Here is a 22,803-nt window from a genome sequence, read left to right as displayed (position 1 = left end):
ATTTAGCTATTGTCTGTTTGAGCGGCGGCTTTATTGATCACCAGCATACAGCTATAAAACTCACATTTTGCTAGCTCTATTTTTTGTCCACCGACGATTCTATTTTTGATGATTTGACTATTGAGCATATCAGCAACCATTTTTCCGCCATCATCACCCATCAATTGACGCGATAACTGATAGGCTTTTTTGGCGTGGTTTTGGCTCAGCTCTTTTTCTTTGTCTGTGTCAGTAGGATTGGCATAGTACCAGCCTAGCTCTAGATATTTTTCAGAGTCGATGATATCTAGATAAGGCGCATCCGTTTTCATAAAGCGATATTTTGCCGCTGGATTACTGGCATAGTCTAGGCTGTTTTCGTCAGTGCTCATCACTTCGCCAAACACCGATTTTATACTATCTAACTCATCTACAGCGAGCGACTCAACCTTATCAGTACCCCATGCTGCGACATCATATCTCACTGGCGTGCCTTGCTGAGCAGTGGCACCGTCTAGGTCAGGGTTGTTTGCACTGTCCTGTACTGGCTCATTCGTCGTTGCCTGCTCAGTGGTCTCCGCATCTGGATTTGGAGCATCTTCTTTGGTGCTGTCACAGCCACTGAGCGTCACACCAACTGCCATTATCGTACCGACTAGAAGGGTCTGTAGGTTAGGATTCCACATGGATAATTTACTCACACTTTTAGATTGATCTCGAAATAGTATTAACGAGCTGGCAAGAACGCCGCTGATAACGAATAGTTTTCAATAAAGAGCATATTTCACAAATATTATAATCTAGCAGTCATTACAGCATATTGATATAGGTTTCCATATTTTATAGTTTACCCAACTGCTCAGCACTTGACTACCTTTTACGTTACGCGGAGCACTCCCCGAGAGTACAGATTTGTTAAATATATAACGTACCAAAACGACTTTATCTTTAGTAGAAAGTACAAAACTGCTTGCGCGTGTTTTGAGTATGTTTGCCTCAATGTCACAATTTATTTTCAAAAGCGATAAGGCAGCCTCTGATTAACGCTGTCACTTTCTAATCATTGATTGGTGATAGTGTCTTGGTTTGTCAATCATAGCGTTATCCCTTATGATGATTGAGCGCCACTTATTGCTTCTTTTATAGTATTTTTATTTTCTAGCCAGCGGACTATTTATGACCCAACACTTTATCGTTATTGGCAATCCAATCGCCCATAGTAAATCTCCTGAGATTCATAAGCAGTTTGCTATACAAGCAGGGATTGATATTAGCTATCAGCGTCAGTACTGCCCTGATGATGCCGCCAGTTTTACGGCTGTCGTTGAGGCGTTTTTTTGCGGTGGCGGTATGGGCGCTAACGTGACAGTTCCTTTTAAACAAGTCGCTTATGATTGCTGTGCGGCGCGTGGTGGCTTATCAGAACATGCCAAGACGGCAGGCGCGGTCAATACGTTACTGTTAAATAAAACACTATTAGAAAGCGGCGTACCAATCACCGAAGCACTCTATGGTGATAACACGGATGGACAAGGACTTATCAATCACATTATGAGTATGGACTGGCCACTGACCGATGCTCGTATGGCGCTAATAGGTGCAGGCGGTGCCGCTCGTGGCGTAATATTGCCATTATTTGAAGCGGGTATTGGCTCTCTCACGATTGCCAATCGCACCCTGTCTAAGGCAGCCGATTTGGTAAATGAGCTAAGCGCGGCCAGCTCAATAATCGATAACCAAAACATCGAGGTTTGCGCGACCAATGAACTCAGTGGCGCTTTTGACATTGTTATTAATGCCACCTCTATTGGCTTGTCAGGTGATACGTTACCGCTAGATGATGCTCTAAACTGTCAGTACGCTTACGACATGATGTATGGACGTCCGCTGCCATTCTTACAGCATTTTGCCGCTCGCGGCGCACAGACCTCTGAAGGCTACGGTATGCTTATCGGTCAGGCCGCTTTAAGTTTTGAGCGTTGGACTGGGCATACTATCGATGTCGCACAAGCGACAACAGCGCTAAATAAAGACCGTTAATCAAAGAAAAATCTTTGCAAAGCTATACGCTATTAACTAGCACGTAGTAATAGCCAATTTTCAAAACGGCGCAGCGGTACACGCAATCGCGTAGAGTGTATCGCTAGACCACCGCTCAATCCAATCACGCAACCGAGCGCCGTATCAATCATACGCGCTTGGATAACGTCTCCAGCGACTGGTGGCACTGACATCGTACTACCATACTCAGCGATAAATATCGTCAGCGGCGTGATAAATATCACCGCCAGTCCATAATGCCGATCCACAAATGACTCAATCAAAAACATCATACACAGTATCGCGATAGCAATGCCCCATCCTGATAGTCCCCAAGACAGCATCCAGCCCGCCACTCCCATGCCAACTAACGTACCCAATAATCGATGCAACTGCTTGATCCACATGGTCCGTAGCTGCATACCTTGGATGATAATAAAGCAGCTCATCGCTGCCCAGTATGGATAAGGCAGCTCTAACAGAACGGCGACGACCAAAGCCAAACTGACGAAACTTACTACGATAAGACTATCGCTAATCATATCAGGCTGATAGTCATAGACAGGTACAGAAGCAACAGGACGCGTCGCCAATAAGAACAAACTATAGAGTAGCGCTAGCAACATCGAGGAGCCACTACCCAATATTACAAGCCCAATCGCTGAGAGCACTTGATCAATCGGGACAGGGATAAACAACGCAATCGCACCCGCCATCAACACAAATAATCCTGCGGGTGGTGGTTGCCGATAATAACGACCTAACATCACCACGCTAATCCCAATCAGCATAAACACAGGCAGCCGCAACACTGGCATCAGCTGCGCGATCAGCCCCAGTGCAAAGCTGAGTATCATCGCAAACCCCCAAGCCATGACCGTCACTAGCCGATGTGGTAGCCCGCCTGTAAATGGTAGGTTTAGAATAATCATCGAGCCTAGCGATGCTTTGATACCTGAAGACAAGTCACCAAAATAAGCCCCTACAAACACCGGAAAGCTAATCGCAATCGCCGCGATGATGGGCATATGCCATGGTCGCTGACTGCGATTGACTGTGAGTAAATGATTCAGCTCACCATCGATTAACCACTTGATACGAGTTAATAGTGCGCTTAACCAAGAGGCTCGCTGTTGCTTTTTTGAGGTACTCATAAATGGCTTTCCTATCTGATAAGTCCATTTTTCTTTGAATTTGGATGAGTCTACATAGCCCTTTATAGAATAATTTCAAGTAAAGATACAATTTACCTATACAAACTAAAATGAATTAATAACATAATTAATCATGAATAATAGTTATTAGTTGTATATTTGTCGCTGTTTAAGATTTATAATCATATCAACGCTATAACAGCTGTCCGTCACTAAAGACGTTCTAATAACTAACACACTGGAAAGCTGTCCACTAATAATTCACTTGATGACTAATATAACGTCTAGCTCATCTAAAATAAGTAAATATCGCTTACATAAGTTGTGACTCAAATATTGCGCCATAAGTCTATGATAGCGAACTAACCAAAGAGAGCGATTATGTTAACTTACAAAGCCCCCTTACGTGATATCAAATTTTTGATTAATGATGTATTTGACTATCAAACGCATTATAAAAGCTTAGACAACGGCGAAAACGCTGATCCTGAAACTGTAGACATGATTCTACAAGGTATGGCTGATTTTGCTGAAAACGTCATTGCCCCGCTCTATCAATCAGGTGGTGAAGAAGGCTGTCATTTTGAAGATGGCGTCGTGACCACGCCAAAGGGCTTCAAAGAGGCTTATGACCAGTTCGTAGAAGGCGGCTGGCAAGGTATCTCATATCCTGAAGAATTCGGTGGTATGAATCTGCCAACGTCAATCAACCTTATTAAAGCTGAAATGATCGGTACTGCTAACTGGTCATGGTCGATGTATCCTGGTCTATCAACAGGTTGTATCAACACATTGCTTCAGTACGGTACTGACGAGCAAAAAGCACTGTATTTACCTAAGTTGGTCGAAGGCTCATGGGCAGGTACCATGTGTCTGACTGAACCACAATGTGGTACGGATTTGGGTCAAGTTAAATCAAAAGCCATTCCACAAGATGACGGCACCTATAAAATCAGCGGTACCAAAATCTTTATCTCAAGCGGTGAGCATGACTTAACAGATAACATCGTCCATATCGTTCTAGCACGCCTACCAAATGCACCAGAAGGCACACGCGGTATCTCACTGTTTATCGTACCTAAGTTCACGCCGAATGCTGAAGGTGAAGCTGGCGAGCGCAATGCCGTCGTTTGTGGTTCAATTGAGCACAAAATGGGCATCAGCGCATCTTCGACATGTGTATTGAACTTTGATGGCGCAGTCGGCTACTTGATTGGCGAACCGCATAAAGGCCTAAAAGCTATGTTTACTTTTATGAACACGGCTCGTATCGGTACTGGTATCCAAGGTCTGGCGCATACTGAATTATCTTTCCAAAACGCCTTGCCATATGCTAAAGAACGCCGTTCTATGCGTACGCTATCTGGTACTAAAGATCCTGAAAAGGTAGCTGATGCTATTATCCATCATGCCGACGTACGCCGTATGCTACTGACGCAAAAAGCCTTTGCTGAAGGCGGTCGCTCAATGATTTATCATTCAGCACGTTATGCTGACAAAATGGCACAAGGTATCGTCAATGGCGATGACGAAGAGTTCGAAAAATGGGACGACAAATTGGGCTTCTATACGCCAATTCTAAAAGGCTTCTTAACTGAGCTAGGTATCGAAGCTGCTAAGCATGGTCAGCAAGTCTATGGTGGTCACGGCTACATCAAAGAATGGGGCATGGAGATGATCGCTCGTGATGCTCGTATTGCGACGATGTACGAAGGGACTACTGGCGTACAAGCACTTGATCTACTAGGTCGTAAAGTTATCTTACAGTCTAAAGGTAAGATTATCCGTGACTACACCTCTAGCATCATGAAATGGTGTGGCGAGTACGCACTCGATAAAGAAATGCGTAAATTTGTTTGGGCACTGACAAAACTATGTGCTGAGTGGAACACCTTGACGGTACGCTTGATGCTGATGGCACGTAAAGATCGTGAAATCATCTCAGCAGCGTCAGAGGACTTCCTAATGTACTCAGGCTACGTAATGATGGGTTATCATTGGGCGCGTATGGCAGCTGTCGCTTATGAAAAGTTAGAAACCGGCGGCACAGAAGCACCAGAATTCTACAAAGCAAAAATTCAGACTGCTGAATTCTACTTTGATAAGTTGCTACCACGTACTTCTGGTCACGCAGAAGCGATGGTTGCCCCAAGCGAAAGCATGACATCAATGGAAATCGATCACTTTGCTTTCTTAGATTAAAATTGACTAAAACTGCATCGATAATTAATAAAAAAGCGCCTATCATTTAGGCGCTTTTTTATGCTTAACTGAAAATCTATTTATATAGAATCCACAGCAACGAGCAATTTAAGGCGAGTACTGTTAGCTACCAAGTATCTTCTTATGATAGACAGCACTTATCTCTTCAACTTCTACACATATCTGCAATGCTGCACGTCCTGACTGCTCTGCGCCTATTTTTTCCTCGATAGCAGCGACCAACAGTTCAGCCAACTGGTCACGAGTGACCGTATCGCGTCCGCTCATCAGCTTTAGGTGAGCATAAATAAATCCATTGGCCTGTTCATCGTCTTCAACACCAACTAGAAATGACTTAATAGGCACAATGCGGGCTTTGATATCAGTAGGCAGCTTAAACTGACCGCTATCCCATAACGCCTTGTTTAACGATTTGAGCAGTGATTCTTCGTGAGCGATACTGACGTTGGGTGTTACTTGAATGGTTAAATGTGGCATGAGCATGTCCTTGAATGTAGATAAAAATTAATAGATAAGCTGGCGTATAAGTCTACGCCTTATCGCTATGGTCAATCTACAACAATCTTGCGCCAAAATATCTTCAATACAAGCAAACCCAGTATAGATTACTCATAAATATGCTTAGCAAAATTGTCGACATGGCGAATTTATAATAGGCAGATTATAGCCACCGTAGAATCTTTTATTCATCAGTAATGTCACTAAAGCAAGCATCAAGCGTTGCAGCCAACTGTGCAGGCGGCAATTCAATCTCCAGACCACGGCGACCCCCACTTACATAGACTGTGGCCTGATCTTGAGCTGTGCTATCTATCACGGTTTTTAGTCGCTTCTTTTGACCCAGTGGACTGACACCGCCCAATACATAGCCCGTGCTGCGCTCTACTTGTTTGGGGTCAGCCATCTGCACTTTTTTGCAAGATAGCAATTTATTAGAAGATAAAGCCTTAGCCATTTTTTTAAAATTAAGTGTCTTATCGACTGGCAATATCGCCACAGCCAGTACGCCAGTATCGGTGGTCACTACTAAAGTTTTGAACACCTGTGTCACCGCTACGCCGAGCTTTTCTGCGGCTTCTAAACCAAAAGATGCAGCATTGCTGTCGTGAGTATACTCGTGTATTTGGTAATCAAGGTTACGTTTTTTGGCAAGATCGATAGCTGGAGTCATAAGTTTTAGGCTTAGTAAAATGGAATCGGAAAGTGGACGCTATATGTATCAGTCATCGGTGATAAAAATATATTATTACGCTAAATATATGAACTTTCAAATGTTTGAGCATTTTGTATAATTGGTCACTCACTACAGCGTAACCAGACCGTATTAATATTGGTAGTATATACAGACACTATATATCGCTTTGGTGGCTTTTATGGCATCATAAGCGCAACATATTTGACTATTTTTGATACTGATTATGATACCGAAGTTCCTAAAAAAACGGATTTTTAAAGCTCCAGTCGCGACTGACCGTGCGTCTGAAACTGACACTGCTGAAACTGATGGCAATGCAGTCGTTACTAAGCCTTATTCTAATGCACCGATCAATCAGCTGTATCGTAAGCTGTCAGGTCAGATGCTCGATATCGCCGTAAAACCTAAGCTATTAGGCGAGCTACCTGAGTTCGACAATGATGATCAGACGCTAAGGTTTTATGTACTGCAGGACTACTCTCGTTCCAACAGTATTCTGATTGACTTGCAGACGCAAGAGCACAACTTACCGCCAGCATTGGTTGGAGTAAATGATGCCGCCCATAATATTAAAGAAAATGCGGCCATCATATTTTTGAATCACCCAAGTGCCAAAGACAGCCAATTGTCTCCTCGCCTTTCTCGCTTGGTTTCAGCTGTACTGCAATATCCGGAGCTAAAGGTACGTCTGGTACCAGTATCGATTCTGTGGGGACGTGCACCTGAAAAAGAAGATTCGTTATTTAAGCTACTGACTGCTGACAACTGGCAAGATCCTAGCATTACTAAGCAATTATTTAATATCGGGGTGATGGGCCGCGACACTTTTGTACAGTTTCACCCACCGCAAGACTTACGTACCATTATCAATGATAATCTCAAAGGCGACGTGGAAGGACCTGCTACCTTTGACTCAGTTGCTACAGATGCCCTTAAAGCAGATTTAACAACGGCGGATTCAGTCGATACAGAGTCAACTGTCACTAACAGTGATGCCGCAGCTGACGCTGAGCAAGCACCAAGCTATGCACTAGTCGCATCGGCCGATAGTAATCGTGAACTGGTTCGTATGTTACAGCAGCAACTGTCGCTTTATTTAGACAAGCAGCGCGCCAGTATGCTTGGCCCAGATCTATCAGATAGACGCAACTTGGTAGACAAACTGGTGTACTCGCCAGCGATTAAGCATGCGATCGAGATGGAAGCGGCAGAAAAAGGGACTAGCGTTCGAGAAGCTCGCAGTCAGGCCAGAGGCTATGCTAATGAGATGGTCAACGACTACTCTCATTCCATTATTAGAGGCTTTTATAAATTTCTGACATGGTTGTGGACGCAGTTATATGACGGCGTAGAAGTCCATCATTTCGAGCGAGTACGTGACCTTGCGACCGATTATGAGCTGATTTATGTGCCTTGTCATCGCAGCCATGTCGACTATCTATTACTATCTTATGTCATCTACAAACGCGGCCTGAGTATCCCTTATGTTGCAGCAGGTGATAACTTAGATGTACCTGTATTAGGCCCACTATTACGCGGTGCCGTTGCTTTTTATATTCGTCGTAGCTTCCGTGGTAACGCACTATATACCGCAGTATTGCGCGAATATATGCATACCCTTATCACGCGCAACACCCCGATTGAATACTTTATTGAAGGTGGTCGCTCACGTTCAGGTCGCCTGCTACCGCCAAAAATGGGTATGCTAGCGATGACCGTCCATAGCCAACTACGCCAAACTAATAAGCCTGTAGTATTTATACCGACTTATATTGGTTACGAGCGTATTATGGAAGGCGGCACTTATGTCGGTGAGCTAAAAGGTAAACCAAAAGAATCAGAGTCTTTAATCGGACTGCTCAAAGTTGGCCGCAAAATCGAACGTATCTTTGGTAATGTGCACTTGAGCTTTGGTACACCGTTGCACCTTAGCGATTTTATGACAAAATTTGATGTGCCAGCCAATAGCTTGCCATCTGATCGTACTGACTCGCCGCTCGATGAAAAAACCAGTGCTATGGTTGATAACATTGGTGTGAAAGTCATGCAGCATATCAATAAAGCTGCAGTAGTAACCCCTGTATCCTTATTATCATTGGTTCTACTCTCGGCACCGAAAGCGGCATTGGATGAAAATATCTGCCGTGAGCAAATCGCTTTGTATCAAGGTCTGGCTCAGCAGTTGGTCTACTCAGATGATACGGTTATCACTGACATGACGCCGCAGCAAATCATTGATTATGGTATTAAGCTAAAACTTATTGAGCGTACGCCGCATATCTTGGGCGATATCATTCAGGTCGCAGGTAAGCAAGCAGCATTACTTAGCTACTTCCGCAACAACATTTTGCATGTCTTTATCCTGCTGTCGTTCCTGTCTGCGCTAGTCGCACGCAATGGACGTATCAAACGCAGCCGTCTCGATAGTATCGCTGAGCAGTTATATCCGTTCTTACAAAGTGAGCTGTTCTTGTATTATCCAGCACATGGCTTGGCTGATACGCTCAATAAGAAAGTTGATAATCTGCTGTCTCATGGACTCATCGTTGACTTGGGTGATGATACGCTCAGTGTTCCTGAGTCTAATAGCAAGCACTATCAGCAGCTGCAAGTACTGGCGACTCCAGTTGGACAAAGCCTTGAGCGTTACTTTATGACGCTTGCTTTACTTGCTCAGCAAGGATCTGGCAATTTAACTGAAAACGAAGTTGTGGACCTGTGTCATCTGCTTGGGCAGCGTTTGTCTGTGCTCTATGCAGATGATATTCCCGATTTCTTTGACCGCGCCTTGTTTACCAGTTTCATTAGTGCGTTGACTCGTCTTGACTATCTACAAAAAGATGATGAAACAGGCATATTGACTTTCGATCATCGTATTAATGACATCGCTCATCATGCTAAGTACGTACTAACGCCTGATATGATGCAAATCTTGCAGCAAGTTGCTAGTTTGGATGAAGAAGAAATCACTCACGCCATTACTGAGATTAGTAATAAAAAGCAGCGTAAGTTTGGGCGTAAGCGTTAATTTTAACGGATACCCATACCCTTTAAGATTTTAAGCTGAACAAAAAAAGACCGCTAACGATTAGCGGTCTTTTTTTGGATTGGACTACATTAAACAGCCGTATTAGTTGGTAATTTTCTTATACTTGGCACGTTTAGGACTGGCGTCATCACCCATTGTCTTTTTACGATACGCTTCAAACTCAGTATAGTTACCGTCGAACCAGACTGGGCCTTCTTCTTCGAACGCCAAGATATGAGTCGCGATACGGTCAAGGAACCAGCGATCATGCGATACGACCATTACTGTACCTGGGAATACTTGAATCGCATCCTCTAGTGCACGTAAGGTTTCGATATCCAAATCGTTTGATGGTTCATCGAGGAGCAATACGTTTGCGCCTTGCTTTAGCGTCTTCGCTAACTGCAAACGGTTACGCTCACCACCTGATAGTTGACCAACGTGCTTTTGCTGATCTGAGCCTTTAAAGTTAAAACGTCCGATGTAGGCACGGCTTGGCGTGGTGTAGTCACCAACCGTAATAATATCAAGGCCATCAGAAACTTCTTCCCATACGGTTTTATTATCATCTAGATGATCACGTACCTGACCGACATAGGCAACTTTAACACTTTCACCCAAATCGACTGAACCAGTATCTGGCGTATCGCGCTCAGTAATCATGTTAAACAGCGTGGTTTTACCCGCACCATTTGGACCGATAATACCAACGATACCACCAGCTGGTACGTTAAAGCTTAGGTTTTCATATAGCAGACGATCGCCGAATGATTTAGAGATATCATTAATCTCAATAACCTTGTTACCCAAACGTGGACCAGGTGGAATATAAATCTCAGAGGTCTCATTACGTTTTTGGAACTCAGTTGAGTTCAATTCTTCAAAACGCTGTACACGAGATTTAGATTTAGCCTGTTGGCCTTTTTGGTTTTTACGAATCCACTCAAGCTCTTTTTTCAGCGCTTTAGCAAATGATTCTTCTTGCTTGTTCTGCTGCTCTAGACGCGTGTTCTTTTGCTCTAGCCACTCGGTATAGTTACCTTCATACGGATAGCCATGGCCACGGTCAAGCTCCAAGATCCACTGAGCTACGTTATCCAAGAAATAGCGATCATGGGTAATGGCAACGATAGTACCGCTGTAGTTCTGCAAGAATTGCTCTAACCACGCAACAGACTCGGCGTCCAAATGGTTGGTCGGTTCGTCAAGTAATAGCATGTCAGGGCGCGACAATAGCAGACGGCATAGTGCCACACGGCGTTTCTCACCACCAGACAGCTTACTAACGTCAGCATCCCATGGTGGCAGACGGAGCGCATCAGCTGCTTTTTCTAGCTGGTTGTTTAAGTTGTGTGCATCCCAAGACTGGATAATGTCTTCCATCTTGCCTTGCTCTTCAGCAAGCTTATCAAAATCAGCATCAGGCTCTGCGTATTCAGCATAGATAGCATCTAAACGTGCTAGCGCATCTAACGCTTCGCGCATACCGTCTTCGACATTACCGCGAACGTCTTTGCTATCATCTAGCTGTGGTTCCTGTGGCAGATAGCCAACTTTGGTACCTGCTTGCGCGCGTGCTTCACCACTAAACTCAGTATCCACACCTGCCATGATACGTAGCAAGGTTGATTTACCTGAACCGTTAATACCCAAAACACCAATTTTGGCACCAGGGAAAAACGATAGGTTAATATTTTTTAGGATTTCACGCTTAGGGGGAACAAGTTTTGACACGTTGTTCATCGTGTAAATATATTGAGCCATTAACACTCCGATAGACTGCATAGAAGAGAACAGCAAATGCAACTCAGCGATGATGCCAAGCGTGCCGTACCTCAAAATCAGGGTTACAAATTATAGGTCATTATCGCATTGTGGCGCATACCCTGCAAGCTGACAGGTTGTTTTACCAGTTGTTTTACTGTTTTTGACAGCAGGCTATGGCCTTTAGCTATAAAACACGCGTTGGAAAAGTAACTCAAGCAGTCTTATCTTAATGAACTAACTTAACATTTTGATTCATTAGCGTTTTATAAAGACCACAAAAAATAGCATCAAAACTTTCGCAAATTTAATCAATAGCCGTTAGCATGTTAGTGTGGCTTAACAAGGTCGAGTAGATCCGTTTGATATTTAATTATCAAAATGATTGATAACCTGACCTTGTGTTCGTCTCAACACCTACTTTATAGCAATCATACAGGTACTGATAATATGGCCAACGGCTATCGCCCTGAAATTATTCAACGTGCGTTTGTCGATTTTATCGGATCGCGCTTACATCCGTTTTGGTCATTGACGACGCCTAAATTACGCCTGATCGCACGCTATACATTAAGTGATGATTTGATAGCACTTCGATTTGAGAGCAATAGAGTTTTTAAACAACAGACTTCTGAGCTGATGGGTGGTTGGCAAGGTGGTCAATATCTTGATTTGCGCGTTTGTATCGATGGAGTTTATTACCAGCGTAGCTACTCGATAGTGGGCTTGGATCATCAACCCCTCTGGTGGCTCGATGATACTACCAGTAGTAACACAGCAGACCAACGCCATACGGTAACTATCGCGATTAAACCGCAAGGATTGGTATCTAACTATTTAACCAAGCAGATGCCACTGGCTAGCGTCGTTGATACAAGTCTGCCACTTGGGCATTTCACTTTGGAACAGACCTCGATACTAAGGCATGAAATATCAGAGAATGACAAATCTATTCCTTTGCTATTTATTGCTGGTGGTAGCGGTATCACGCCCATGCTCGGACTTATCACTCAAGCCCTGAGTAATGGACATCAGGTGGCGCTATTGCATTATAGTCGGACTGTTTCATCCAAACTGCAACATCAGTGGCAACAGCTGAACGAGGCATATCCAGACTTCACTTATCATCTAATCCATACTGAAGAGCCGACTACCTATTTGGCTGGCACACGATGTTTAAGTGCAGAGGGTCTGCTGTCGCTAAACTTACCTCTAGCAGATACGCAAATATTTGCCTGCGGTTCACAAGCGTTATTAGCTGGCTTATATAAAGCTGCCGCAGAGATAACCTTACCTACAGACAAACAGCTGCGCGATAACATCATCGTAGAGAGCTTTGGTAATGCCCTAGCTAATGTTGATATCAGCAGTAATCAAACATTCGATAAAACGATACCTGTAGAAGAACACACTGTCTATTTGCGGTCACGGCAACGACAGTTTAGCAGTGACACGACCATACTGGCTGCGGCTGAGAATGCAGATGTACGGCTAGCACATGGTTGCCGGCAAGGCATTTGCCAATTGTGCCGCTGTAATAAAGTCAGCGGCGTGGTCAAAAATATTCAAACAGGGAAAGTGAGTGGTGATGGTTACGAGTCTATTCAGACTTGCATCAATATTGCCATGACTGATGTAATACTCGATATTTAATGACTGACTTAATAGAACGACCAGCTCAAAAGAAAGCATATGCCAGACAACCTATGAGAAATAGAAGACAAGCGTTACTTTATAGGCTAAAACTCAGATAACTTATCAAACCGGATGCAGTGCTGCTTACTCATGCCGTTCCGGTTAAGGATTTATTTATGCGCTTACTACCACCCGTTACTACGCCACAATCTGCTGTGCCTATTTTGACGCCCCTGTCCGATGCACAGCTAGCGAAAAACGCGCCTTTGCCTTTGACGCCACAAACGCCGTACTCGCAGCTTAATGATAAAGCAATCAATGATAGCGATCAGTCAGACACGTTAATACGGACTCGCTACCCAACAGTAACTGGCGCACCTTTATCAAAGCTTCAGAGTGATGCTTTAGCCGTAGAGCTCAATGCATTATATAAAAGCGTTATGGATGCGCTAGGCAGTGAGGATGCACGCTACATACAGCGGATATATGCCACCGTGGTATATAGTGAAGTTATTGCCCGTGGTTTACTCGCTGCGGCTGGGCGTATGCCATCGAAACGCAGTCTAATCACTACTTGGCTACTAGGTACGTCTTTACTTAGCTTTAGCAAAATATTGAACAATATGGAGCTGGGTCATAACGTCATGCATGGTCAATATGACTGGATGCAACATCCGCACCTTAATAGTCAAAAATTCGACTGGGATATTGTCTGCCCTGCTCCATTATGGCAACACTCACATAATTATCTACATCACACTTTTACCAATATTGTTGGCCGTGATCATGACGTAGGCTATCACTTGATTCGAGTGACCGACGAGCAGCCTTGGACGCCAGAAGATCGCTACAATATGTTTAGTACAGCGGTACTGGCATTTGGCTTTGAATGGGCAGTAGCTTTTCATGATATTCAAATCAGTGCAGATGAATACGCTGACTCTCCTGATTTGCACAAAATCATGCAGCAAAAGTCTCGCGCGTTATTTGCTAAAATTGGACGACAAATAGGCAAAGACTATATCGTACTGCCGTCTATAGTAGCGATGACGCTAGGCCGTCGTAGTGCCTTTAGTACGTTGAGCGGTAACATGACTGCCAACACTGTCCGTAACCTATGGACGTGGGCGGTGATTTTTTGCGGACATTTCACTGAGCAAGCGCACATCTATACCCATCTTGATGCCAATGAAAGTAAAGGCGACTGGTACGTACGCCAAATCCTTGGCTCTAGCAATATCAAAGGCAGCAAATGGTTTCATCTTTTGACAGGTAACTTATCTCATCAGATTGAGCATCATATATTTCCTGATATGCCAGCTGGCCACTATGCAAAGATTGCACCGCAGGTACAGGCCATATGCCGTAAGTATGGTTTAACCTACAACACTGGCCGCTTTGGCACACAACTCAAGCAAGTACTGGGACGTATTTATCACTTTAGCAAACCTAGTGAAAAAGAATGGCAAGCCTATGTACAGTCAACGAAAAATGCAGATAGTACTACTCATAAAGATGATAGGTCAGCGGCCAATTTAGAAAACAAATTAGCGATAGAAAATACTGGCGATCTTACTCGCTTTTTACCTCCAGTCGTTCGTAAAGCCATATCCTATGCATGGTGACATATTCAGATTTGCAACCAGATACGGCCATGATAAGGTAGGACGGAAGATATAGATGACGTTAACAGTCGTCCTATCAACCATTACGGTAAGCGTCTAGATTGTTAAGCATCAAACCTACATACTAAACTGGCACTATTAAATTAATAAAATATTTAGTTCATAATAAAAATTTGATAATAAGAAATGGAGTATATGAATGAGTAACCAAACCTCTAAACCAAATCTAGAAATTGTTCATAATCAAGCAGCGAACCGCTTTGAGACATCTATCAATGGTCAGACAGGTTATATTAGCTATCAGGACAGTGCTGACAAGTTGGTCTACGATCATACTATCGTACCGCAGCAATTAGGCGGTCAAGGCGTTGGTTCAGCACTGGTAAAGCACGCATTGAATTATGCGCGTGAGCAAGACAAGAAAGTGGTGCCGCAATGCTCATTTGTCGCGTCATACATTAGCAAACATCCTGAGTATCAAGATTTGATTTAACTGGCTACCTAATTAGACTTAATCAATTCGTTAACGAGACTCAGTTAAGTGACATCGGGCGAAGCAGAAAAATATGTAGATATTTATTTAACATAGGAGACATACCCCAGCACCACTTTTAATAAACCAATTCGACATAACAATAAAGGTTATTAATATGAGTAGTTTATCTGACAAACAAATAAATCTACAGCTAGAAGAGCTTGCCGGTTGGCAGCGTGATGGCAATAGTATCGTCAAGACCTATCACTTCAGCGACTTTATCGAAGCGATGAGCTTTATGAACCAAGCAGCATTTCATGCTGAAGCGCTTGAGCACCATCCAGAATGGCGCAATACCTACAATATAGTAGAGGTCCGTTTAACCAATCATGATACAGGCGGTATATCTAGCCTAGATATTCGTTTAGCCAAACGCATGGAGCATATTATTCAGCCCAAGCGATTATAGCAGTACATTCATATTCGTCAGATTAATAAGCAAAAACTTTGATGAAACATAAAAAAGACCCTCAATTGAGGGTCTTTTTTATAGTAGGTATCTACAACAATAGGCCGTGTCTACATTTTACGACTGACAAAGGCAACAATAAACAAAATAACAGCGACTGCTAAGAAAATGTATGCCAAATTAGCAGACAAGCCTGCGACACCGCCAAAACCTAGGAAACTCGCTAATAATGCGATCACTGCAAAAATAATAGCCCAACGAAACATAGTCTTCTCCTCAAATAATGGTAAAAAACAGATATTAGAATTTATATAGCATCTATTTAACTTGTTTTTATCTAATGCTAGTTATTACTGTTTACGCTTATAGATTAGCAATGTTCGTCTCTAAAAAACGTTCATTTTAGTAATAATATCGGTAGGTTATGTAAAGTTTGTAGTAACTGTTGATATCTCATACCTCTTTTTCTTTAATAGATGATATTTTCGAAATAGAATTATATTTCTGAATACAGCGTTATTTAACTGAGAGTTGTTTAACTAAGCGCTTTTTAACTGAATGTGCTTTTATTGAGTACTCTTTTACTGAACGCTACTCTTCCAACTGTATGCAGAACTATTTTAAATTTCTCACGTTATATACGATGTTTTATGGAAGGTTGGCTGCAAACTATAAACTGTAGCGACCTCACAAACCCCTAACCTAATCAAACGACTTGGTTTATAGTTTACTATCCACTTATTCTCAAACTTATTAAGGACAATACATATGGATACTAATACGGATACTGAAACCCCTACACAACAAACCAGCGGCGACACACGCCCTTATGCAGTTGTTCTATATGGTGCGACAAGCTTCGTCGGTCAGATCACTGCTCACTATTTAACCAATTTTTTGTCAAATAATAAGAATGAAGATGGCTCAAATGTATCATGGGCGATCGCAGGTCGTGATGAAGACAAGCTCAATAAGCTACAGGCCAAACTTGAGAGTAAGGTAGACATTATTATTGCCAACAGTAACGATGCTACCAGCCTTGATAAGATGACAAAGCAAACTAAAGTCATCATTTCTACTGTAGGCCCATATCTGAAATATGGTGAGCCACTGATTAAATCTTGTGCTGAAAACGGTACGGATTATGTCGATCTTACTGGTGAGGCTATTTTCATCAAAGATATGATGGACAAGTACCAAGACACTGCCAAGCAAAGTGGTGCCCGTATCGTAAACTCTTGTGGTTTTGATTCTATACCTTCAGATTTGGGTGCGTACTTTACCCAAGCTAAGGCAGAAGAAAAGTTCGGTGAGACCTGTAATGTCATCCATATGCGTGTCAAAGCAGCGAAAGGTGGTATCTCAGGTGGTACTATCGCATCAATGGCATCAATATTTGAAGAAGCTGGTGAGGACAAAGCACGTCGCAAACAAGTGGCCAACCCTTACTTGTTAAACGATGATACTGATGCACCAAATGTACGTCAGGATAATGTTAGCAAACCAGTATATGACAGTAATCATAAGCGCTGGTTAGCGCCCTTCGTCATGGCAACCATCAATACGCGTATCGTCCATCGCACTAACCAATTGCTCAGCTATGAGTACGGTCGCGATTTCAAGTATGACGAAGCGATGTGGATGAAAGACGGTGTCAAAGGAAAACTGTCTAGCTATGCCATGAGCGCAGGTTTATTGGGCTTTGCCACTGCGATGATGATTAAACCAAGTCGCGAGTTACTATCCAAGCACGTCTTACCAAAAGCTGGCTCAGGCCCTTCTAAGGACGAGCAAGAGAACGGCTACTTTGATATTCGTCACTTTGGACAAACGGCCAAAAATGACACTATTACCGTTAAAGTAACAGGTGATCGAGATCCTGGTTACGGCAGTACTTCTCGCATGATTTCGCAGGCGGCATTATGTCTGGCACAAGATATCAGCAAAGAGGACGTTGGCGGTGGATTCTGGACGCCAGCATCTGCGATGGGAGATAAGCTCATAACACGCTTAGAAGCGCATTCTGGTCTTAGCTTTGAAGTGATTGAGAGTTAGTCTATTGAGTGAGAACAAAGGCTCAATGTCTTTATGACCGTATCTTGGTTTCGAGATACGGTTTTTTTATGGTCTACTCTAAATATTTAGACGAAGATAAAATTAAGAACAACGTATTTTTTTGGTGAACAATGTTTCTGTTTACCGATTATTTAATACTTTATGATACTAACTACTAATCCAATATTGCTACTATCATTTTATAGATATTGTAGAAAAATTATATGTAAACATTAGTTTAATTAAGTATACATTATCAAAGGATTTATATAATAGAACTTAAGAATTATCTAAACACTGGCTTTAAATTATAAATAAAAACTACTGATAAAAGTCTCTATAATGCTGACAAATAGCACTCAAAAAAACTATTAATAACAATCAGCTAAGTTCAAATAACAACTATAAGTAATCAAAAATTCATATTTTTAATACTAGAGATGTCGGTAGATATTTGTTATTAGCAGACTCATTTATTAACAGCTTTAATAACACAATCGACCTTTGCTACTAATGAATCTTTAATAAAATTTAAAGACAGAATGCTAGCTAGACTTTAAGTATGACAGTTTCATAACGTCACAAGAAAACATTAAACTGTTAGAACCTTAATGAGTTTGCTACTGAAATATAAACTACATCGTTGATAATTTGCATACAGTATTTACAGACACTTTTAAATAAAAACGGCTCATCATTAAATATGAGTTATCGTTTTTAACTATTGCTAATTATGTATCATGGAGTTCTATAATGAAAAAGAATATTTTATCACTAATCGTCGGCGCTACCCTTGTATTACCAACTATGGCAATGGCAGCACCCGTTAACAATAGCGATCTAATGCCAGCAGATATGCGTAACGCTGCTGTCAAAAGCACTGTACAGGCCGAAATAGAAGGTCCTGATGGTGAGTTGCTAGCGACACAACCTGGCGCTGTAGATGTCGAAGCGTCAAATACTGCTGATGTCGATATGGACATGGATAGTGAAGCAGATGAAATGAACGACGAAACTGACGATATGGGTAATGAAGCAAGCGATGATAACGCAGCTTTGATGAATAACGCTCAGGCAACAACCAATGCGGCAGCAATGACTACTGCTACAACTGCTCAGGCTCCTGTCCAGAACGCTCAAGCGCCTAACATGCAACACAGCAATGCAGACTATCAGCCGTTAATCGCTGGTGAAGCGGTTACTGAGAATAAAGTTGCAGATGCTGCTAGTACGTTGCAAGAAAAGAAAAAAGACAAACGTGGTGAGTTATTAGCTACTCAGCCAGCAAACGTACAGTTTAAAGAAAACCGTCGTATCGCTGTATCACGCTAAGCAGATAGTTAGTTTATTTGATTAGTTTGTAAGCGTATTACTTATATAAAAAGGCAGCCATATGGCTGCCTTTTTTGTTATACCAAACTATAAATTTTAGCTATTTTTATCAGTATTTATTTCTTAGTTTTAGTCACACCAGCTTCTTGTAATAAAGCGCCGAATGTACCCATTTTACTTGGGGCTTCAGCTTTATCATTTTTTACTGGCTTACTACGATTGCTCGCGTTGTCTTTATCCTGACGCTTGCTACGTGGCTTAGACGGACGTTTGTCAGCAGCTGGACGGCTATTATTTGGACGGTCACTATTTGCGTTATTATTGCGTGGACGACTGGTTTTCTCACCATCTGTACTAGCTGTCGTAGACTTGGCAGCCGTACGGACAGGTTTTTCAGATTCAGGTTTCATGCTAAAGCCGATACGACCACGTTTCTCATCGATAGAGATAACCCGTACCGATACGATATCACCAGGTTTGACACGATTCATAGGATCTGCGACAAAGTCATTGGCCATCTGCGAGATGTGTACCAAACCATCTTGATGTACGCCAACATCAACGAAACAACCAAAGGCCGTTACGTTAGTGACTACCCCTTCTAACGTCATGCCTTCGCTCAAATCTTTGATACTATTGACGTCATCACGGAAATTGGCCGTTTTAAACTCAGGACGAGGATCACGAGCAGGTTTAGCAAGCTCTTCGATAATCGCTTTTACGCTGACATTGTCGTCATTAGCAGCCAATGTAGTCGTATCAATAGTATTTAACACGCCATCATTTCCGATGACTTCTGACAGCGGCTTGTCCGCTTGTGCGAGTAAGCTATCGACCAATGCATAGCTCTCTGGATGCACACCAGTAGCATCTAATGGATTGCTACCATTATGAATACGCAAGAAACCAGCTGCTTGCTCAAATGTCTTAGCACCTAGACGTGGGACGTTTTTAAGCGCTTCACGGCTATCAAATGCACCGTGCTCTTTGCGATAGGTGACAATTTGCTGCGCCACATTGCGGTTAAGACCTGCGATGTGAGCCAAGATAGCTGGGCTGGCTGTATTTACATCCACACCCACGGCATTCACGCTATCTTGAGTTACTTTATCAAGACTATCGGCAAGCTGGTTTTGATTGACGTCATGCTGATATTGACCCACACCAATGGCTTTTGGATCAACTTTCACAAGCTCTGATAATGGATCCTGCAAGCGACGCGCGATAGAAACCGCACCACGTACAGAAACGTCTAGATTGGCAAGCTCATCACTAGCAAGTTCACTCGCTGAATAAACAGACGCGCCAGACTCATTAACAATGACAGCTTTGGCTTTCAGTGCATCATTTGCAGCCAGAATCTCTTTGATCATCGCATCTGTTTCGCGACTTGCCGTACCATTACCGATAGCGACCAAATCAACGTTATAAGTGCTCAACAGCGCATCGATGACTTTCTTGGCTTCATCCATCTTATTATCAGGTGCAAACGGATACACTGTCGCTATGACAGGCTTCTCTTCGCTATCTGACATGACATGACCTTGCGCATCGACGATAGCCATTTTTACGCCATGACGGATACCAGGATCGACACCTAAGATTACTTTAGGGCCTGCAGGTGCAGACATTAGCAAATGCTGTAAGTTGCTAGCGAACACATCAATCGCATCCGCTTCTGCGGCTAAGCGCTTTTCAGTTAACAGGCGATGCTCAATATGCGGACGCCATTTGTCTTTCCACAAGCTACTGGCTGCCTCTGCCAAAAACTCACGGCGTGCTGCTGGCGCTTTGGCATCAACATCGAAATGACTGATAATTTTTTCGATAAATGGTGCGTCTTCGCCTTCAATTTTTAGACCCAAGACGTTTTCTTGACGACCGCGCAACATTGCTAATAGGCGATGATTTGGCAGTCGAGCAAGGCTTTCGCTATGCTCAAAGTAGTCTTTGAATTTTTCGCCAACTTCGCGCTTTTCTTCGCTCGCAACGCTCGATACGATACTAGCAGTCTTGGCAAAGCCACTGCGCAAGTTGTCCAACAAGCCCAATGCTTGTGTCCATTCATCAACGATAATCGCTTGTACGCCAGCGAGTTGTTTTTCAATATCGCTAAAATCAACTTCGATTTCATTACCACTGTCATCAGTGATACTTGACTGGACTTGATAATCAGCCAAGGCATCCGTTGGAGTGATTTCTTGGGTCAAGACCGCTTGGGCAGCAGTATCAAGACCAGCGGCGCGAGCTTTGGCAGCAGGTGAACGACGACGCGGACGATATGGCAGATAGATGTCTTCAAGCTCAAGCTTAGACGTCGCGTTATCAATACGCGTCTGTAGCTCTTCAGTCAGATTGCCCTGTGTGCTTAGCAGCTCAGTAATTTTGAGGCGACGTGTTGCCATGTCACGCTCATAGTTAAGAGACTTCTCTAAAGCACGCAGCTGCGCATCATCAAGATTCTGAGTCTTTTCTTTGCGGTAACGCGCGATAAAAGGAACCGTCGCGCCTTCATCATAAAGTTTGACAAACGCATTGACTTGAGCAGTCTTAATGCCAAGCGCGCGAGCAAGCTTGTCGTGAATATTCGCGTGTGTGGTTGCATCTAAAACCTGTGCATTTGTCGAGGTTTGAGATGACGTTAAGGTATCAGTGCTACTCATATACGTATCAATCGTTGAGAAATGTAGCTTTGCATTATAGCAAAAGCTGCATGAATAAAAATCCTTTTTATCTTTTCGTTATTTATTGCGCATTTTAGGACGCAAATCGTTCTATATCACACATCCTATGGACTTGTTAAACAAACGCATACAGCATTTATTATCATGGGTGATGCAATTCTCGGTGCAATCTTATACACTAAAGTATCAATAACACAAATATTGATATGTGCTGACATATTGAACAATAGTTTTTAATTTTATGAAGTGCTTATTCGTAACCAATAATTAAATAATGATAATTAGTGGCAGTGTTTTTGCTCATAGCTATTTACTTGTAGTTTCTGATAACAATAATTTTTATAAAAGGATGCCTGTATGACTGATAACAACAGCCCTGACACGTTAACTCAGCGTATTTTAGTCGTCGATGACGATGCTCGTCTGCGCTCTTTGTTGCAACGCTTCCTAGAAGACGACGGTTTTGTCGTTCGTACTGCTCATGATGGTAGTCAGATGGACAAACTCATGCAACGTGAGCTTTTCTCTTTGGTCGTACTCGATTTGATGCTACCAGGCGAAGACGGTATCAGTATCTGTAAGCGTCTGCGTGAAGACAATGCAGATATTCCTATCATTATGCTGACTGCCAAAGGTGGCGATGCTGACCGTATTGCAGGTCTAGAAGCGGGTGCAGATGATTATCTGCCTAAGCCTTTTAACCCAAAAGAGCTATTGGCTCGTATCAAAGCAGTACTGCGTCGTCAAAACCGTGAGTTGCCAGGTGCGCCAAGTCATCAAATGGAAGTGGTCGAGTTTGGTCCATGGACACTAGATCTATCGACTCGTACGCTCAAACGTGATGGTAACGTAGTCACTTTGACGACAGGTGAGTTTTCAGTACTAAAAGCGCTCGTACAGCATCCACGTGAGCCATTGACCCGTGATAAATTGATGAACCTTGCCCGTGGTCGTGAATGGGGTGCGATGGAGCGTTCTATCGACGTCCAAGTATCACGTCTACGTCGCTTGATTGAGGACAACCCTTCACAAGCGCGTTATATCCAGACCGTATGGGGCGTGGGCTACGTGTTCGTTCCTGATGAAGCTGAGGTAGAAACCATCAAGAGTGAATAATTTTTGACTGATCTAATTCCTTTTAATAT

General features: G+C 42.9%; 17 protein-coding genes. 10 read left to right on the top strand and 7 right to left on the bottom strand.

Annotated elements, in window-relative coordinates; translation table 11 throughout:
• Window positions 1-2: 2 nt before the first annotated feature.
• Entirely contained in the window at window positions 3-665 is a 663-nt protein-coding gene (locus tag IEE84_RS00770) for a hypothetical protein (RefSeq protein ID WP_165598150.1), read from the bottom strand.
• Between the two features lie 490 nt (window positions 666-1,155).
• Here IEE84_RS00770 and aroE point away from each other — a divergent pair, with 490 nt between their 5' ends.
• On the top strand, window positions 1,156-2,019 hold the full coding sequence (gene aroE / locus IEE84_RS00765) for a shikimate dehydrogenase (RefSeq protein WP_191114547.1): 864 nt from the start codon (window positions 1,156-1,158) through the stop codon (window positions 2,017-2,019).
• Window positions 2,020-2,051: 32 nt separating this feature from the next.
• Here the strand turns inward: aroE and IEE84_RS00760 are convergent, their stop codons facing one another.
• Window positions 2,052-3,173, bottom strand: coding sequence for an FUSC family protein (locus IEE84_RS00760; RefSeq protein ID WP_191114546.1), 1,122 nt, complete (start codon window positions 3,171-3,173; stop codon window positions 2,052-2,054).
• 381 nt (window positions 3,174-3,554) lie between these two features.
• On the opposite strand from IEE84_RS00760, the gene IEE84_RS00755 reads away from it, so the two are divergent.
• Window positions 3,555-5,375, top strand: coding sequence for an acyl-CoA dehydrogenase C-terminal domain-containing protein (locus IEE84_RS00755; protein WP_191114545.1), 1,821 nt, complete (start codon window positions 3,555-3,557; stop codon window positions 5,373-5,375).
• Window positions 5,376-5,498: 123 nt separating this feature from the next.
• Here the strand turns inward: IEE84_RS00755 and IEE84_RS00750 are convergent, their stop codons facing one another.
• Complete coding sequence (locus IEE84_RS00750) at window positions 5,499-5,873, bottom strand: 5-carboxymethyl-2-hydroxymuconate Delta-isomerase (protein ID WP_191114544.1); 375 nt, start codon at window positions 5,871-5,873, stop codon at window positions 5,499-5,501.
• Between the two features lie 205 nt (window positions 5,874-6,078).
• Window positions 6,079-6,567, bottom strand: coding sequence for a Cys-tRNA(Pro) deacylase (gene ybaK / locus IEE84_RS00745; protein WP_191114543.1), 489 nt, complete (start codon window positions 6,565-6,567; stop codon window positions 6,079-6,081).
• Between the two features lie 247 nt (window positions 6,568-6,814).
• Between ybaK and plsB the strand changes: the two genes are divergently transcribed.
• Window positions 6,815-9,619, top strand: a complete 2,805-nt coding sequence (gene plsB / locus IEE84_RS00740) for a glycerol-3-phosphate 1-O-acyltransferase PlsB (protein WP_191114542.1) — start codon at window positions 6,815-6,817, stop codon at window positions 9,617-9,619.
• A 102-nt stretch (window positions 9,620-9,721) separates the two neighbouring features.
• Here plsB and ettA read toward each other — a convergent pair whose 3' ends face one another.
• The gene (gene ettA, locus IEE84_RS00735; RefSeq protein WP_057757965.1) at window positions 9,722-11,383 is read right to left on the bottom strand and encodes an energy-dependent translational throttle protein EttA; all 1,662 of its coding nucleotides are present in this window, start codon (window positions 11,381-11,383) and stop codon (window positions 9,722-9,724) included.
• A gap of 450 nt (window positions 11,384-11,833) precedes the next feature.
• Between ettA and IEE84_RS00730 the strand changes: the two genes are divergently transcribed.
• The 4 genes from IEE84_RS00730 (at window position 11,834) to IEE84_RS00715 (ending at window position 15,587) form a co-directional block, all read left to right on the top strand.
• Entirely contained in the window at window positions 11,834-13,036 is a 1,203-nt protein-coding gene (locus tag IEE84_RS00730; RefSeq protein ID WP_191114541.1) for a flavin reductase family protein, read from the top strand.
• A 158-nt stretch (window positions 13,037-13,194) separates the two neighbouring features.
• A complete protein-coding gene (locus IEE84_RS00725) occupies window positions 13,195-14,643 on the top strand; it encodes a fatty acid desaturase family protein (RefSeq protein ID WP_191114540.1) in 1,449 nt (482 codons plus the stop codon).
• Between the two features lie 199 nt (window positions 14,644-14,842).
• Window positions 14,843-15,136 (top strand): GNAT family N-acetyltransferase, encoded by a 294-nt coding sequence (locus tag IEE84_RS00720; RefSeq protein ID WP_191114539.1) that lies wholly within the window; start codon window positions 14,843-14,845, stop codon window positions 15,134-15,136.
• Between the two features lie 157 nt (window positions 15,137-15,293).
• Window positions 15,294-15,587, top strand: coding sequence for a 4a-hydroxytetrahydrobiopterin dehydratase (locus IEE84_RS00715; protein ID WP_057757953.1), 294 nt, complete (start codon window positions 15,294-15,296; stop codon window positions 15,585-15,587).
• Between the two features lie 110 nt (window positions 15,588-15,697).
• Here IEE84_RS00715 and IEE84_RS00710 read toward each other — a convergent pair whose 3' ends face one another.
• Window positions 15,698-15,853, bottom strand: coding sequence for a DUF1328 domain-containing protein (locus IEE84_RS00710; RefSeq protein WP_082624527.1), 156 nt, complete (start codon window positions 15,851-15,853; stop codon window positions 15,698-15,700).
• Between the two features lie 502 nt (window positions 15,854-16,355).
• On the opposite strand from IEE84_RS00710, the gene IEE84_RS00705 reads away from it, so the two are divergent.
• The gene (locus tag IEE84_RS00705) at window positions 16,356-17,642 is read left to right on the top strand and encodes a saccharopine dehydrogenase family protein (protein ID WP_191114538.1); all 1,287 of its coding nucleotides are present in this window, start codon (window positions 16,356-16,358) and stop codon (window positions 17,640-17,642) included.
• 753 nt (window positions 17,643-18,395) lie between these two features.
• Window positions 18,396-18,974: a hypothetical protein gene (locus IEE84_RS00700; RefSeq protein ID WP_191114537.1), complete on the top strand. Its 579-nt coding sequence runs from the start codon at window positions 18,396-18,398 to the stop codon at window positions 18,972-18,974.
• Window positions 18,975-19,090: 116 nt separating this feature from the next.
• Here the strand turns inward: IEE84_RS00700 and IEE84_RS00695 are convergent, their stop codons facing one another.
• Window positions 19,091-21,637: a Tex family protein gene (locus IEE84_RS00695; protein ID WP_191114536.1), complete on the bottom strand. Its 2,547-nt coding sequence runs from the start codon at window positions 21,635-21,637 to the stop codon at window positions 19,091-19,093.
• A gap of 378 nt (window positions 21,638-22,015) precedes the next feature.
• On the opposite strand from IEE84_RS00695, the gene ompR reads away from it, so the two are divergent.
• Window positions 22,016-22,774, top strand: a complete 759-nt coding sequence (gene ompR, locus IEE84_RS00690) for an osmolarity response regulator transcription factor OmpR (protein WP_057757943.1) — start codon at window positions 22,016-22,018, stop codon at window positions 22,772-22,774.
• The last annotated feature ends 29 nt before the right edge of the window (window positions 22,775-22,803 follow it).

The organism is Psychrobacter sp. 28M-43, assembly GCF_014770435.1.
GTDB lineage: Bacteria > Pseudomonadota > Gammaproteobacteria > Pseudomonadales > Moraxellaceae > Psychrobacter.
This window is presented reverse-complemented; position numbering and strand designations above follow the sequence as displayed.